Raw genomic sequence first — 14,618 nt, forward strand, 5'->3', positions numbered from 1 at the left:
CGATGACCACCGAGAAGGAGAGGACGAGGGCACCGGCCGGGTCCGCCAAGCGGGCCCTCGTCGGCCGGCTGTCCTGGGGACTGGCCGACCAGGCGGCCTCCAGCGTGAGCAACTTCGCGGTGGGCATCTACGTCGCCCGCTCGCTGGGGGTGACCGCGTTCGGTGTGTTCAGCCTCGCCTGGGTGACGTACGGCGTGGTGCTCAACGTCTCCCGCGGGCTGGCCACCGATCCGCTCACGGTTCGCTTCAGCGGCCCGCCCGGCCCGGCCTGGCGGGGGGCGGTGGGCCGCGCGACGGGCACCGCGCTCGGCGTCGGCGCCGTCCTCGGCGCGGTGTCCCTGGTGGCCGGGCTCGGCCTCGGCGGCCGGGTCGGGCCCGCGTTCGCCGCCCTCGGCGTCATGATGCCGGGGCTGCTGCTCCAGGACGCCTGGCGCTACTCGTTCTTCGCCGCGGGCACCGGGCGGAAGGCGTTCCTCAACGACGTCGTGTGGGGTGTCGCCCTGGTCCCGGCCATGGTGGTGGCCGCCCGTGTGGGCAGTGTGGCCGCCTTCGTGCTCGCCTGGGGCGCGTCCGCCACGGTGGCGGCGGGTTACGGCTGGTTCCAGTCCGGCATCCGGCCCCGGATGGCGGAGGCGCGCGGATGGCTGCGCGAGCAGCGTGACCTCGGCTACCGGTACCTGGTCGAGAACGTCAGCCTCAGTGGCGCGAGCCAGTTGCGGGCGTACGGGGTCGGCGTGATCGTCGGGGTGGGCGCGGTGGGAGCCGTGCGGGGCGCCGAGCTCCTCATGGGCCCGTTCCTCGCCGTACTGATGGGGCTGTCGCTGGTCACCGTCCCGGAGGCGGCACGGGTCCTGCGCAGGGCCCCGCACCGGCTGGCCAGGTTCTGCCTGCTCCTCGGCGGAGGCCAGGCCGCGGGCTCGCTGCTCTGGGGCGCGGCGCTGCTGCTGATGCCCGGCCGGCTCGGCGAGACGGCGCTCGGCGACGTCTGGCACTCCGCCTCCCAGCTCATCGTGCCGATCAGCCTCGGCGTCGCCGGGGCGGGCCTCGGTACCGGCGCGGCGGCCGGGCTGCGCGCACTCGGCGCGGCCCGGCGCAGCCTGCGCTGCCAGTTGTTCGCCTCCGTCTGCTACGTCGGCGGCGGGCTCGGCGGTGCGGCCGCCGCGGGCGCGGTCGGCTCGGCCTGGGGCGTCGCCGCCGCGACCGTCAGCGGCTCGGCCGTGTGGTGGCTGCAACTCCGCTCCGCCCTGCGCGAGCAGGCCCAAGAACCGATCCCCGAAGTGAGGACGTCATGACCGCCCATCCCCGGCTGAGCATCGGGCTGCCCGTCTACAACGGCGAGGAGTACCTGGCCGAGTCGTTCGACGCCCTGCTCGGCCAGACCTACGAGGACTTCGAGCTGGTCGTCTCCGACAACGCCTCGGCCGACGGGACCGAGGACATCTGCCGCCGGTACGCGGCGAAGGACTCGCGCATCCGGTACCTGCGGCTGTCGCGCAACATCGGCGCCACGCCGAACCACAACCATGTGCTGGCCGAGTCCCGGGGCGAACTGTTCAAGTGGGCCTCGCACGACGACCTGTACGGCCGGGACCTGCTGCGGCTGTGCGTGGAGGCGCTGGACGAGCGGCCGGAGATCATCCTCGCGCACACCGAACAGGCGGTCATCGACGGCGACGCCCGGGTGAAGGTCCCCTACGAGTACGGTCTGGCCACCGACTCGCCGAGCGCGCCGGAGCGCTTCCGCAGCCTGCTGTTCGAGCCCGGCGGCGACGACTTCTACGGGGTGATGCGGACCGACGTGCTGCGCCGGGTGAAGCCGATGGACAGCTACCACCACGCGGACCGCACCTACGTCGCCGAGATCACCCTGCACGGCCCGTTCCACCAGGTCCCGGAGCTGCTGTACTTCCGCCGCGACCACCCCACCCGGGCCGAGCGGGCGAACCCCTCCAAGCGGTCCCGGTGCGTCAATCTGGACCCGCGCCGGGCGGGCCCGCTGCACCCGACGCCGCGGCTGCTCGCCGAGTACGTCTGGGGCTTCGCGTCGGCGATACGGCGGGCGCCGCTGTCCCGGGCCGACCGGCGCGCCTGCTTCGGCCATCTGGCCTCGTGGATGACCAGCCGCGTCCGGCCGGGCGCCGGCGAGCGGGTCGAGGACCGCGCCCCGGTCGACCCCGACCGGCTCGCCGTCTCCGTCGACGCCCTGGTCGCCGGCCGCGAGGGGAGGCAGGCGTGACGCCCCCGAAGGGGACGCCCGTACGGGTCGGGGTGTTCGGGCTCCTCGGCTCCGGCAACCTCGGCAACGACGGGTCGCTCGAGGCCGTGCTCGGCTATCTGCGGGACCGGCACCCCGACGCGCGCGTGGACGCGCTGTGCGGCGGCCCCGAGGCCGTCACCGCGCGGTACGGGATCCCCGCGACCCGGCTGCACTGGTACCGCGGCGAGTACCGGACGGCGTCGCGGCTGGGCGCGGTCGCGGGGAAGGGCCTCGGCAAGTTCGTCGACGCCTTCCGCACCGCGGGCTGGGTGCGCCGGCACGACGTGGTGATCGTCCCCGGCATGGGGGTCCTGGAGGCCACGCTGCCGCTGCGGCCCTGGGGCTTCCCGTACGCGCTGTTCCTGCTCTGCGCGAGCGGCCGGCTGTCCGGCACCCGGGTCGCGCTGGTCGGGGTCGGCGCCGCCCCGATCGGCAACCGGGCGACCCGCACCCTGGTGCGCTGGTCGGCCCGGCTGGCCGCCTACCGGTCGTACCGGGACGCCCCGTCCCGCGACGCGATCCGGGGAATGGGCGTGGACACCGCGCGCGACGAGGTCTACCCGGACGTCGCGTTCTCCCTGCCGGCGCCGTCCGCGGGCCCGCCGTCGGACCCGCCGGGCCCGGTCTGCGTGGGTGTCATGGCCTTCCACGGCAGCGACGACGACCGCGCCAGGGCCGAGGAGATCCACCGGCGCTACCTCGACGGGACCACCCGATTCGTGCGCGCGCTGGTCGCGGAGGGCAGGCCGGTCCGGCTGGTCACCGGCGACGACGTGGACGCGCCGGTGGTGGAGGCGATCCTCGACGCGGTGGACTCGCCGCTGGTCACCGTGGCCGAGACGGCCTCGCTGGCCGACGTGATGAAGGAGATGGCGGCCGCCGACAGCGTGGTGGCGACCCGGTATCACAACCTGATCTGCGCGCTCAGGGTCGGCACCCCGACGATCGCGCTCAGCTACGCGGCCAAGAGCGACGCTCTCATGGCCCTGATGGGGCTGGACTCCTACCGCCATCCGGCCCGCGAGGTCGACGCGGACCGTCTGCTCGGACAGTTCCGTGAGCTGGAGAGGAACGCCGCGGACGTACGGCGGACCCTCGCCGAGCGCAACGAGGACGCCCGACGGCGTCTCGACCACCAGTTCACCGCCCTGACCTCGGCCGTGTTCCCGACGGCCGACGACGCCCACGCACCGCGGGAGACCCCATGAAAGCGACCGAGGTCCCGGCGATCGCCGGCGCCTATCTGTTCGAGCCGACTCCGTACGCGGACGAACGCGGCTTCTTCTGCCGCACCTTCGACGTCGACGTGGTCCGCTCCGTGGGCCTCGACCCGGGCGCCTTCGTCCAGGACAGCCTGTCCCGCTCGGCCGGGGGCGTGGTGCGCGGACTGCATCTGCGCTCCGGCGCCGGCGAGTCCAAGCTCGTGCGGTGCTCGTACGGGAGGATCTTCGACGTCGTCGTGGACCTGCGGCGCGATTCGCCGACGTACCGCAACGTGGCCACCTTCGAACTGTCCGGCGAGACGCAGGTGACCCTGTACATCCCCGCGGGGTGCGCGCACGGCTTCCAGGCGCTGACCGACACCGCCGACACCTCGTACCGGATCGACCGCCCGCACGATCCGGCGGAGGACGTGACGATCGCCTTCGACGACCCGGAGCTCGCCGTCGGCTGGCCGCTGCCGGTCACCTCGATGTCCCGCCGGGACCGGGAGGCACCGAGCCTCGCCGAGGTCCTGAAGCACGAAGAAAGCTGAGGTGGTCCACGTGGACACCCGAGAACTCACCCTGCCCCTGTCGCGGTCCGCGAACGAGCGGCTGCACGCCATGATCCCCGGGGGCGCGCACACCTATGCCAAGGGCGACGACCAGTACCCGGAGGGCCTGGCCCCGGTCATCAGCCACGGCAGCGGTGCCCACGTGTGGGACGTCGACGGCAACCGCTACATCGAGTACGGCTCCGGCCTGCGGTCGGTCAGCCTCGGGCACGCGCACCCGCGCGTGCTCGAGGCGGTGCGGCGGCAACTGGACCGCGGCAGCAACTTCGTCCGGCCGTCCATCGTGGAGGTCGACGCCGCCGAGCGCTTCCTGGCGACGGTCCCGACCGCCGAGATGGTGAAGTTCGCGAAGAACGGCTCGGACGCCACCACGGCGGCGGTGCGCCTCGCCCGCGCGGCCACCGGACGCCCGCGGGTGGCCCTGTGCGCCGACCATCCGTTCTTCTCCGTCGACGACTGGTTCATCGGCACCACGCCGATGTCCTCCGGCATCCCGGCGGCGACCAACGAGCTGACGGTCACGTTCCCGTACGGGGACCTGGCCGCGACCGAGGAACTGCTCGCCCGGTACCCGGACGAGATCGCCTGTCTGATCCTGGAGCCCGCCACCCACAGCGAGCCGCCGCCCGGCTATCTCGCCGGGCTGCGCGAGCTGGCCGACCGGTACGGCTGCGTCCTGGTCTTCGACGAGATGATCACCGGGTTCCGCTGGTCCGAGGCGGGCGCCCAGGGCCTCTACGGCGTCGTGCCCGACCTCTCCACGTTCGGCAAGGCGCTGGGCAACGGCTTCGCCGTCTCCGCTCTGGCCGGGCGCCGCGAGCTGATGGAGCTGGGCGGACTGCGGCACCCGGGCGACCGGGTGTTCCTGCTGTCCACCACGCACGGCGCCGAGACGCACTCCCTGGCCGCCGCGATGGCCGTCCTCACCACCTACACCGAGGAGGGCGTCACCGCGCGGCTGCACGCCCTCGGCGAGCGGCTGGCCGCCGGCGTCCGCGAGGCGGCGGCCACCATGGGCGTCGCCGACCACGTCGTCGTCCGGGGCCGGGCCAGCAACCTGGTCTTCGCCGCCCTCGACGAGAACGGGCGGCCGTCGCAGGAGTACCGCACCCTGTTCCTGCGCCGGCTCCTGGAGGGCGGGGTGCTGGCCCCGTCGTTCGTGGTGAGCAGCGCGCTGGACGAGGAGGACATCGACCGCACCGTCGACGTGGTGGCCGAGGCCTGCTCGGTGTACCGCAAGGCGCTGGACGCGGCCGACCCGACGGCCTGGCTGGCCGGACGGCCGGTGAAGCCCGTGTTCCGCCGTCTGGCGTGACGCGTGCGGCCCGGCCGTAGGTGACATCAGCGGTGCTCCCGGCGGCCGGCGTCGGCCATGCGCTCGGCCGTGCCCTCGGTCGTGCCCCGGGCCGTCGAGCGGGACGACGGATCCGACGGCCGTCCGGCCCGTGGTCCCGCCGTGCGGTCGGCCATGCGGTCGGCCGCTCTGTCGACCAGCCACGCGGTCGCCGGGGTCACCGCCAGCGCGGTGCACCAGCCGCCGAGGGCGTCGGTCGGGTAGTGCGCGCCGAGGGCGACCTCCGCCCAGCCCATCGCGGCCCCGGCGCACACCACCGCGGCGAGCACGAGGGACCCGGCGGCCGTCCTGCCCAGCGAGGGCCGGCCGGCCGCCGCCAGCGCCAGCGCGAGGGCCGTCGTGGTGGCGAAGGCGGTGTGCCCGCTCGGGTAGGACAGGTTGTCGCCGTGGATGGTGCGGCCCACCAGGGACTTGAGCAGGGTCGCCGCTCCCACGGTCAGGGCGGCGCCGGCGACCAGGAGCACGGCGGTGCGGGGCCGCCGCAGCAGCAGACAGCCCGCCACGAGGGCGGTGACCAGCGCCACCGAGCCCGCCGGCTCCCCCAGGAAGTCCAGGGCCAGGGCGACGTTCCGCCAGGGCGACGTCACACCGTAGGCCTCGGTCCCCAGACGCTCGTCCAGCGGGCCGGGCGTGCTCCGGCCGGTGTACAGGATCCCGAGCGCGAGGACCGCAAGGGCGGCGAGGGCGGCGAGGATTCCGAGCCGGGCGCGCAGCGCCGGGGGTAACGCGGCGGCTTCGGACCGACGCCAACTCCCCACCGAGGCACCCCCGTTGTGTCCGACTTGGCCCGAGCGCGAGCCTTTGTCACCCTAGCCAAAGGCACACGGTTGTCGGCGCCCCGGAGGGTCAACACTTCGCGAAATCTCGACGGGAGGAGGCGCCTCAACCGGACGGCTCGATGGTCACCTTGACGTGTTTCATCAACGGCTGGTCGCTCTGCAGGCTGTAGTCACCGATCGCGCAGAGCACGTTCATCTCCGGCATGTAGCCGGCCGCGCAGCCGCGCGGGATGTCGTAGGGGATGGCCAGATAGCCGTCGAGGCTGCGGTGGCTGCCGTCCTTGGCGGTGCTGACGATGGCGACCGGGGTGAACTCGGAGATCCCGCGGTCGCGCATGTCGTCCTCGTTCATGAAGACCAGCGTGCGCAGGTTCTTGATGCCCCGGTAGCGGTCGTTGTCCGAGTAGATGGTGGTGTTCCACTGGTCGTGGGACCGCATCGTGCCGAGCGCCAGGGTGCCGGGGGCGGGGATCACGTCGGGCAGCGGGGCCGCGGAGAACTCGGCGAGGCCCGAGGGGGTGAGGAAGACCAGTTCGCGGGCGGGCTGCTTGATGCGGAACCCGAGCGGCAGGCGCACCCGGCGGTTGCAGTCCTCGAACCCGTCCAGGACCCGGGCCATCGTGTCGCGGATGCGGTCGTAGTCCTCGATGTACCACTCCCAGGGGGTGCCGCTGTCCGGGAGCGCGGCGCGCGCGATGCCGGCGATGATCGCGGGCTCGGACAGCAGCTGCTTGGAGGCGGGGCGCTTCATCCCGACGGACAGGTGCACCATGCTCATCGAGTCCTCGACCGAGGTGCTCTGCGGTCCGCCGCGCTGGTGGTCCTTCTCGGTGCGGCCCAGACACGGCAGGATGAGCGCCCGGCGTCCGTGCACGAGATGGCTGCGGTTGAGCTTGGTGCTCACCTGGACCGTGAGCTCGCAGGAGCGCAGGGCCGCGTAGGTGTACGGGGTGTCGGGCGCGGCCAGGGCGAAGTTGCCGCCCATGCCGACGAACACCTTCACGTCGCCTCGGTGCATGGCCCGGATGGTGGCGACGGTGTCCTTGCCGTGCTCGCGGGGCGGGTCGATCCCGCAGACCTCGCCGAGCCGGTCCAGGAACGTGTCGCTCGGCCGGTGGTCGATGCCGCACGTCCGGTTGCCCTGGACGTTGCTGTGGCCGCGCACCGGGGAGGGACCGGCGCCCTCGCGGCCCAGATTGCCGCGCAGCAGGAGGAGGTTGACGATCTCCCGAACGGTGTCGACGCCGTGTTCGTGCTGGGTGACTCCGAGGCACCAGCTGATGATGGAGCGGTCGGCGTCGCGGTACACCCGTGCCGCCTTGAGGATGCCGTCGCGGCTCACCCCGGACTGCCGCTCGATCGCGTCCCAGGAAGTGGCCTCGCAGACCGCGCGGTACTTGTCGAAGTAGGCCGTGTGACGGTCGATGAACTCCTGGTCCAGCGCCTTGGGATCGGTCTCGGACTGCTCCAGGACCGCCTTGGCGATGCCCCGGATCAGCGCCATGTCGCCGCCGATGCGCGGCTGGAGGTTCAGGGTGCTGGTCCGGGTGGACTTGAGGACGGCCATGTCCGTGAAGTCGTGCGGGACGATGGTCCGGGTGGCGGCCGCCTCGACCAGTGGGTTGATGTGCACGATCTGGGCGCCGCGGTGGTAGGCCTCGGCCAGGGCGGTGAGCATCCGGGGCGCGTTGGAGGCCGCGTTGACGCCCATGATGAACAGGGCGTCGGTTGTCTCCCAGTCCTTGAGGTCGGCGGTGCCCTTGCCGGTGCCGAGCGAGGCCTGCAGGGCCCGGCCGCTGGCCTCGTGGCACATGTTCGAGCAGTCGGGCAGGTTGTTGGTGCCCAGTTCCCGGGCCAGCAGCTGGTACAGGAACGTGGCCTCGTTGCCGAGGCGGCCCGAGGTGTAGAAGGAGGCCTGGTCCGGGTCGTCGAGCTCGCGCAGCGCCCGGCCCGCGAGTTCGAACGCGTCGCGCCAGCTGACCGGCACGTAGTGGTCCGAGTCCGGGTCGTAGACCATGGGTTCGGTGAGCCGGCCCTGGTCCTCCAGGTCGTAGTCGCTCCAGCCGGACAGCTCGGTCACCGTGTGCGTGGCGAAGAACTCGCGGCCGACCCGCTTGCCGGTCATCTCCCAGGTGACGTGCTTGATGCCGTTCTCGCAGATGTCCAGGTGCAGGCCCTTGGTGTCGTCGGGCCAGGCGCATCCGGGGCAGTCGAAGCCCTTGTTCTCGTGGTTCATGCGCATGATCGCGCGGGGTCCGTCCACGAGGGCGCGTTCGCGCACCAGGAACTGGCTCACGCTCTTGGCCGCACCCCAGCCGGCGGCCGGGTGGTGGTACGGGCGGAACTCCGGTTCACCACGGGGGGCGGGCCCCACATGGGGCTCCCGGCCTTCCCGTACGTCCTGTCCGTCCTGTCCGTCCTGGGATGCGTTCAAGAGACTCACCGAGCTAGCACTGGGGGCGGCGTCCGTGGTTCGCGGCGTGCTTGCGGCGGCTCTTCTTCTTGCGGCGTCGCTTCGAGGACATGGGGACCTCCCTCACTCGCAGGACGGCGCGGGGCGTCCTGAACTCCGGTGCTCCACGATTCCATACATCACATTCCGCCGCGATCCGGCCCATGGATACACATAAGCGCACGGATATGCTGAGAACAGCCCGAAACATCCCATCTTCCCCAGGGCGACCCATCGTTGGGGCAGCCCATCGTTCGCACCCCGAGGAGCGGCCATGTCCGGCGAACCGGCACCGATCAGCGAGACCGCCCGGCAGGCACTGGAGCAGGAACGCGCGGACCTGCGCACCGAACGCGAGAAGGTCGCGGCGACGCTGCGGGACTCCGACTCCGACGTCGGCGACCAGGCGGACGCGGCCGACGAGTTGCAGCGCGCGGACGATCTGCGGCGGCTGGACGACCGGATCGAGCGGATCACCACACGGCTCGCCCAGGCGGAACTCGCCGGCCCCCCGCCCACGGACGTGGTCGGCGTGGGCAGCACGGTCACCGTCCGCTTCTCGGACGGCACCACGGACACCGTGCAGATCGGCGAGGGCGCCGCCGTACTGGACCGGACGCTCGTGACCGCGGACAGCCCGCTCGGCAGCGCGCTGATCGGCCACCGGGCGGGAGACACCGTGGACTTCGAGGCACCCGAGGGAGCCCGGAGCGCGGTCGTGGTCTCGCTGGGCGACTAGGGCGTGCCGCGAAGGTCCCGCCTGCCGCTCGGGCGAACGACGGGACTTTCGCGACACGCCTTCCCGTGGGGGATTCAGTCCCCGTAGCCGGGCGGCGGGTAGCTGGACGGCGGGTACGGGGCCCGGTTCCGGCGGGTGAGGTCGCCCGTCGGGATCCGGCCGGATCCCACCTCCAGGTCGATCTCCATGCGCTCGCGCCGGTAATCGGCCTCGGGATCGTCCATGGGTCCGCCGAGCAGACCGGCCTCCCGGCGCTCACGGACCGTCCGTGCGTGGAGTTCGTCGTCGTCCACCCGCAGGGGCATTCCCCTGTTGTGGGCGTGCTCCGGATCGCCTTCGACAGCCCGGTTGGACTTGTGGTGCGTCATGCGCAGCCTCCTCAAACGACTACCCGGCGTCGGCGCGCACGGGTACGTCCTCGGTGTCAGGAGTCCTCCGTCCCGTCCTTCGTGGTGCGTTGATCACTCGTCTCGTGTGCCGCCCGCGGGGCGGCGGGGCTCAGCCGCCCTGCTCGGCCTCCGCGCTCTCGCCCGAGGGGGTGTCGTCCGGGGCGGCGGCGTCCGAGGTGCCCTTGCGCACGGTGCAGCGCACGGCGCCGTCGCGGTCGTCGGCGACGATCGTGTCGCCGGGTTCGGCCTCGCCGCCCAGCAGGAGCTCCGCGATGCCGTTGTCGAGTTCCGTCTGGATCGTACGGCGCAACGGGCGTGCCCCGAACTCGGGTTGATGGCCGTGGGCGACCAGCAGCTTCTTGGCCGCGTCCGTCACCTCCAGCTTCATGCCCTGCGCGTGCACCCGGCGTTCGCTGCGCCCGAGGAGGTGCTCGACGATCTCGGCGAGATCGTCCTCCTTCAGACCGTGGAAGATGATGATGTCGTCGATGCGGTTCAGGAACTCGGGCAGGAACCGGGTCCGCAGCTCGTCCATCAACGCGTCCTTGAGATCGGACACATCGCCCTTGTGGTCCAGGATCCGGTGGGCGCCGATGTTGGAGGTCATGATCACGACGCAGTGCCGGAAGTCGACGGTGCGGCCCTGACCGTCCGTCAGCCGGCCGTCGTCGAGGATCTGGAGCAGCGTGTTGAAGACGTCGGGGTGGGCCTTCTCCACCTCGTCGAACAGCACGACGCTGTACGGCTGGCGGCGGACCTTCTCGGTCAGCTGGCCCGCCTCGTCGTAGCCGACGTATCCCGGAGGGGCGCCGACGAGCCGGGCGACGGTGTGCTTCTCCTGGAACTCGCTCATGTCGAAACGGACCATGCGGCTCTCGTCGCCGAAGAGCTGCTCGGCGAGGGTCTTGGCCAGCTCCGTCTTGCCGACGCCGGTGGGGCCGAGGAAGAGGAACGAGCCCACGGGGCGGTTCGGGTCGCCCATGCCCGCCCGGTTGCGGCGCACGGCCTGGGAGACGGCGGTGACCGCCTCGTCCTGGCCGACGATCCGGGAGTGCATCTCGTCCTCCAGCCTGAGGAGCTTCTCCTTCTCGCTGGCGGTCAGTTGGGACACCGGGATGCCGGTGCGCCGGGAGACGATGTCCGCGATGTCACGGGCGGTCACGGACACGACACCGGCGCGCCGCTCCTCGATGCCCGCGAGTTCGCCCTCCGCCTCGGCGATCTTGCCCTTCAGCTCCCCGGCCCGCTCGAAGTCCTCGGCGGCCACGGCCTGATCGCGTTCGCGGCGCAGCTTGGCGATGCGGTCCTCGCGTTCGGCGACCTCGGTCGAGCGGCTCGCGCTGCGCAGCCGCACCCGGGCGCCCGCCTGGTCCATCACGTCGATCGCCTTGTCGGGCAGGAACCGGTCGCTGATGTAGCGGTCGGACAGTTCCGCGGCCGCTGCGAGGGCGCCGTCGGCGAAGCGGACCTGGTGGTGCGCCTCGTAGGCGTCGCGCAGTCCCTCCAGGATCTGCACGGTCTCCTCGACCGACGGCTCGGGGACCATCACCGGCTGGAAGCGCCGCTCCAGGGCGGCGTCCTTCTCCACGTACTTGCGGTACTCGTCGATGGTCGTGGCACCCACGACGTGCAGTTCCCCGCGGGCCAGCGCGGGCTTGAGCATGTTGCCCGCGTCCATCGAACCCTCGCCGGTCGCGCCCGCTCCGACGACGGTGTGCAGTTCGTCGATGAAGAGGACGATCTCCCCGTCCGAGGCCTGGACGTCCTCGATGACCTTCTTCAGCCGTTCCTCGAACTGCCCGCGGTACTGGGCTCCGGCCACCATGCCGGACAGGTCGAGCGAGACGACCCGCTTGCCCTTGAGGGTGTCGGGGACGTCGCCGGAGACGATGCGCTGGGCCAGCCCCTCGACGATCGCGGTCTTGCCGACGCCGGGCTCGCCGATGAGCACGGGGTTGTTCTTGGAGCGCCGGGAGAGGATCTCGATGGTCTGCTCGATCTGCTCGGCGCGTCCGACGACCGGGTCGAGCCGGCCGGCCTTCGCCTCCTCCGTCAGGTCCCGTCCGAACTCGTCGAGGGTCGTGGCGGGCTTGTCGGGGTCGGCGGGACGGCTCTCGGGGCGGGCCGTGCGTTCCGTCAGCCCCGCCAGCTTCTGCGCGTCCTGTCCGTCGGCGCGCAGCAGCTGCGCGGCACCGGTGTCGGCGTCGCTCAGCAGCGCGGCGAGGATGTGCTCGGGGCCGATGTAGGACACTCCGGCCGCCTGCGAGCGGGCGTACGCGGCGGCGAGCGTGCGCTTGGCCGCCGGGGTCAGCCCCGGCTCGGAGGACGGTTCGCTGCTCTCCCGGGGAAGGACCTCGGCCAGCTGGGCCGCGAGCGCGTCGGGGTCCAGGTCGGCGCGGGCCAGCAGCGAGCGCGAGGGTTCCACCTGGGTCGAGGCCCACAGGAGGTGCTCCGTGTCGAGGTCGGAGGTCCCGTCCTGCTGGGCCCGCCGTGCGGCCAGGTTCAGCAGTTCCTGCGAGGACTCGGTCAGCAGCCGTCCGATGGGGACGCGCTGCACCGCCGGCGGGGAGGACGCGGGCGACATCCCGAAGAAGCGGTTCAGGAGTTCACCGAAGGGGTCGGACTGGCCGAAACCGTAGGACGACATCGACATGGACAGCTCCCGGTGCGGCGACTAGTCCTTTCCACCATTTCGCGGCGCCTATTGCTCCGCAACCGGAGCGGGGAACGGCCGCACACCGCTCCTGGCCTGCGATGTTTCCCCGTCGCGGACGGAACTCGGCCGGGGGCGGGGCGTGTTGGGGAACGCCGGAAACGGGGCGCGGCGGGGCCGGCGGATCCGTGCCGGGTGCCGCGCCTCGCGGGGCGTCTCCGCCGCTGCCGTCGAGGTCAGGCCTTGTCCGTGCGCGGGGCCCCGGCGCCGCCCCCGCCCGGGTCGGTCCAGGGGTCGAGGGCGACCACGGCCTCGTCCGTGTGGACGAGGAAGGTCAGGGTCTGCCGGAAGTACAGGTCGATGCCGTCGGCGTCGTGGGCGGTGTAGCCGATGGCGAGGTCCTCGCCCAGCCGCAGTTCGTAGTCCCCGCCGCGGGTGGTGAGCAGGAAGGCCCCCTCCACGGCGGGCGCCCAGATCAGCCGTCCGTCGAGCAGCCGGCCGAGGTGGGCGGAGACGGGATAGCCGTGGTCGGAGGTCTCGCTGACCGCCGTGTACGCCTCCGCGCCGAGCAGCAGCGCGTACGGGCCCTGCACACCGGCCAGTCTGAGGGTGCTCAGGGCGTGGCTGACGGCGTCGGGGAAGTCGCGCGGCTGCGCGGGAAGACGGAGCACGGGGTTGGAGGTGCGGGCGCGCAGTCCCACGACTCCGGCGGCGGCGTAGCCGTTGAAGACGGTCTGGTCCTCGGCGAACGCCATGGTCCGGGCCGCGTCCTTGACCGGCTGCCAGTCGGAGTCCTGGGCGCCGCGGTCCACGTCGTCGACGGCGTCGCGGCCGACCCGGAACGGCACCGTCAGCTCGACCAGGGGCTGGACCCGGCGCAGTCTGGCGGCGACGCCGGGCGAGGGCCCGTCGATCCGGGTCAGATGGCCGGTTCCCACGGCGGCGAGCACGGGGCCGTCGGGTCCGGTGACGTCCACGACGCGGCGGCCGGCGAGATTGCGCCGGAACGTGCGGCGGGCCTCGTCCTCGATCTCGTTCCACGCGGCGGGCGTGATGGGCGCGAGTTCCCGGTGCAGGTTGCCGGTGCCGCCGCTCTCGGGTGTGGTCGTCATGTGCGGGCTCCTTTGAGGCTGCCGATGCCCAGTGAGCCGTCCGCCGGCGCGCGCTCGCCGGTCTCGGCGGCCGGCTGCGCGGCGGGCTCGCCGGCCTCCTCCGCGCCGGGGGCGGCGGGGAGGTCGTCGAGGAAGCCGGCGGCCGGTACGTGGAAGAGGCATCCGGTGATCGCGGTCGAGAAGTCGAGGATGCGGTCGTGCGGGGCCGGGCCGTCCCCGAGGAACATGTTGCGCAGCATCTGTTCGGTCACCTCGGGCGTCCGGGCGTAGCCGATGAAGTACGTGCCGAACTCGCCCTCTCCCACGCTGCCGAACGGCATGTTCTCCCGCACGATCTTGCGTTCGTCGCCGTTCTCGTCGGTGACGGTGTTGAGCGCCACGTGGGAGTCGGCCGGTTTCACGTCGTCGGGGAGTTCGGTGTTGGCGAGCTTCGTGCGCCCGATGGCCCGCTCCTGCTCCTCGGCCGGCAGCGCGTTCCAGGTCCGCAGGTCGTGCAGGTACTTCTGGACGATCACATAGCTGCCGCCCGCGAAGGCGGGGTCCTCGTCCCCGACGACCACGGCGTCGACGGCGTCCTGGCCCTCGGGGTTCTCGGTGCCGTCGACGAAGCCGAGCAGGTCGCGCTCGTCGAAGTACTTGAACCCATGGACCTCGTCGACCACGGTGACCGCCCCGGCCAGCCGTTCGGTGATCAGGCGGGCGAGTTCGAAGCACAGGTCCATGCGACGTGCCCGGAGGTGGAACAGGAGGTCGCCCGGTGTGGCCGGGGCCCGGTGCCGTGCGCCGGTCAACTCCACGAACGGGTGCAGGTCCTTCGGGCGGGGTCCGCCGAACAGCCGGTCCCAGACGTCCGATCCGATGCCGACGACACAGCCGAGGTCGGCGCCGGGGGCCCGGAAGGAGACGCTGCGCCGCAGTCCGGAGACGTCCTCCAGAAGACCGCGGACCGTGTCCTCGCACCCGGGCGTGACGGTGACCACGAGGAACACGGTGGCCCCGGCCGGCCGGGAGATCACAGCCTGTGGCTCGGCCAAGGGTCGGCCTCCTCGGGGGACGCGGCGATGTCCGTCGCGCACGGACCGGTCGGGTTCTCCCTCCCATCCTGC

At 72.4% G+C, this 14,618-nt stretch carries 12 protein-coding genes; 6 read left to right on the forward strand and 6 right to left on the reverse strand.

Features of this window, described 5'->3' with window-relative positions; all coding sequences use genetic code 11:
* Positions 1-2 precede the first annotated feature (2 nt).
* The 5 genes from IO36_RS20060 to IO36_RS20080 are packed head-to-tail and all read left to right on the forward strand — an operon-like array spanning position 3 to position 5,349.
* On the forward strand, positions 3-1,292 hold the full coding sequence (locus IO36_RS20060; RefSeq protein WP_037621990.1) for an MATE family efflux transporter: 1,290 nt from the start codon (positions 3-5) through the stop codon (positions 1,290-1,292).
* Entirely contained in the window at positions 1,289-2,236 is a 948-nt protein-coding gene (locus IO36_RS20065; protein ID WP_037621708.1) for a glycosyltransferase family 2 protein, read from the forward strand. The genes IO36_RS20060 and IO36_RS20065 overlap by 4 nt, the downstream gene beginning before the upstream one ends.
* The gene (locus IO36_RS20070; RefSeq protein WP_037621711.1) at positions 2,233-3,465 is read left to right on the forward strand and encodes a polysaccharide pyruvyl transferase family protein; all 1,233 of its coding nucleotides are present in this window, start codon (positions 2,233-2,235) and stop codon (positions 3,463-3,465) included. Before IO36_RS20065 ends, IO36_RS20070 begins: the two co-directional genes overlap by 4 nt.
* Complete coding sequence (rfbC, locus tag IO36_RS20075) at positions 3,462-4,013, forward strand: dTDP-4-dehydrorhamnose 3,5-epimerase (protein WP_037621713.1); 552 nt, start codon at positions 3,462-3,464, stop codon at positions 4,011-4,013. The genes IO36_RS20070 and rfbC overlap by 4 nt, the downstream gene beginning before the upstream one ends.
* Before the next feature lie 10 nt (positions 4,014-4,023).
* Positions 4,024-5,349 (forward strand): glutamate-1-semialdehyde 2,1-aminomutase, encoded by a 1,326-nt coding sequence (locus tag IO36_RS20080; RefSeq protein WP_037621991.1) that lies wholly within the window; start codon positions 4,024-4,026, stop codon positions 5,347-5,349.
* A 26-nt stretch (positions 5,350-5,375) separates the two neighbouring features.
* On the opposite strand, the gene IO36_RS20085 is transcribed toward IO36_RS20080, so the two are convergent.
* Positions 5,376-6,146, reverse strand: coding sequence for a phosphatase PAP2 family protein (locus IO36_RS20085; RefSeq protein ID WP_078943308.1), 771 nt, complete (start codon positions 6,144-6,146; stop codon positions 5,376-5,378).
* A 124-nt stretch (positions 6,147-6,270) separates the two neighbouring features.
* Positions 6,271-8,601: an FdhF/YdeP family oxidoreductase gene (locus IO36_RS20090; RefSeq protein ID WP_037621714.1), complete on the reverse strand. Its 2,331-nt coding sequence runs from the start codon at positions 8,599-8,601 to the stop codon at positions 6,271-6,273.
* A 292-nt stretch (positions 8,602-8,893) separates the two neighbouring features.
* On the opposite strand from IO36_RS20090, the gene IO36_RS20095 reads away from it, so the two are divergent.
* Positions 8,894-9,358 carry a GreA/GreB family elongation factor gene (locus tag IO36_RS20095; RefSeq protein ID WP_037621715.1) on the forward strand — a complete coding sequence of 155 codons (465 nt, stop codon included), beginning with the start codon at positions 8,894-8,896 and terminating at the stop codon, positions 9,356-9,358.
* Positions 9,359-9,432: 74 nt separating this feature from the next.
* On the opposite strand, the gene IO36_RS20100 is transcribed toward IO36_RS20095, so the two are convergent.
* The 4 genes from IO36_RS20100 to IO36_RS20115 form a co-directional block, all read right to left on the reverse strand.
* The gene (locus IO36_RS20100) at positions 9,433-9,726 is read right to left on the reverse strand and encodes a hypothetical protein (RefSeq protein ID WP_037621716.1); all 294 of its coding nucleotides are present in this window, start codon (positions 9,724-9,726) and stop codon (positions 9,433-9,435) included.
* A gap of 130 nt (positions 9,727-9,856) precedes the next feature.
* Positions 9,857-12,400: an ATP-dependent Clp protease ATP-binding subunit gene (locus IO36_RS20105; protein WP_037621718.1), complete on the reverse strand. Its 2,544-nt coding sequence runs from the start codon at positions 12,398-12,400 to the stop codon at positions 9,857-9,859.
* 236 nt (positions 12,401-12,636) lie between these two features.
* A complete protein-coding gene (locus IO36_RS20110; protein ID WP_051900696.1) occupies positions 12,637-13,512 on the reverse strand; it encodes a family 1 encapsulin nanocompartment shell protein in 876 nt (291 codons plus the stop codon).
* Positions 13,509-14,546, reverse strand: a complete 1,038-nt coding sequence (locus IO36_RS20115; protein ID WP_037621720.1) for a Dyp-type peroxidase — start codon at positions 14,544-14,546, stop codon at positions 13,509-13,511. The genes IO36_RS20110 and IO36_RS20115 overlap by 4 nt, the downstream gene beginning before the upstream one ends.
* Positions 14,547-14,618: the final 72 nt, after the last annotated feature.

The organism is Streptomyces aureus (assembly GCF_000725495.1).
Classification (GTDB): domain Bacteria; phylum Actinomycetota; class Actinomycetes; order Streptomycetales; family Streptomycetaceae; genus Streptomyces; species Streptomyces aureus_B.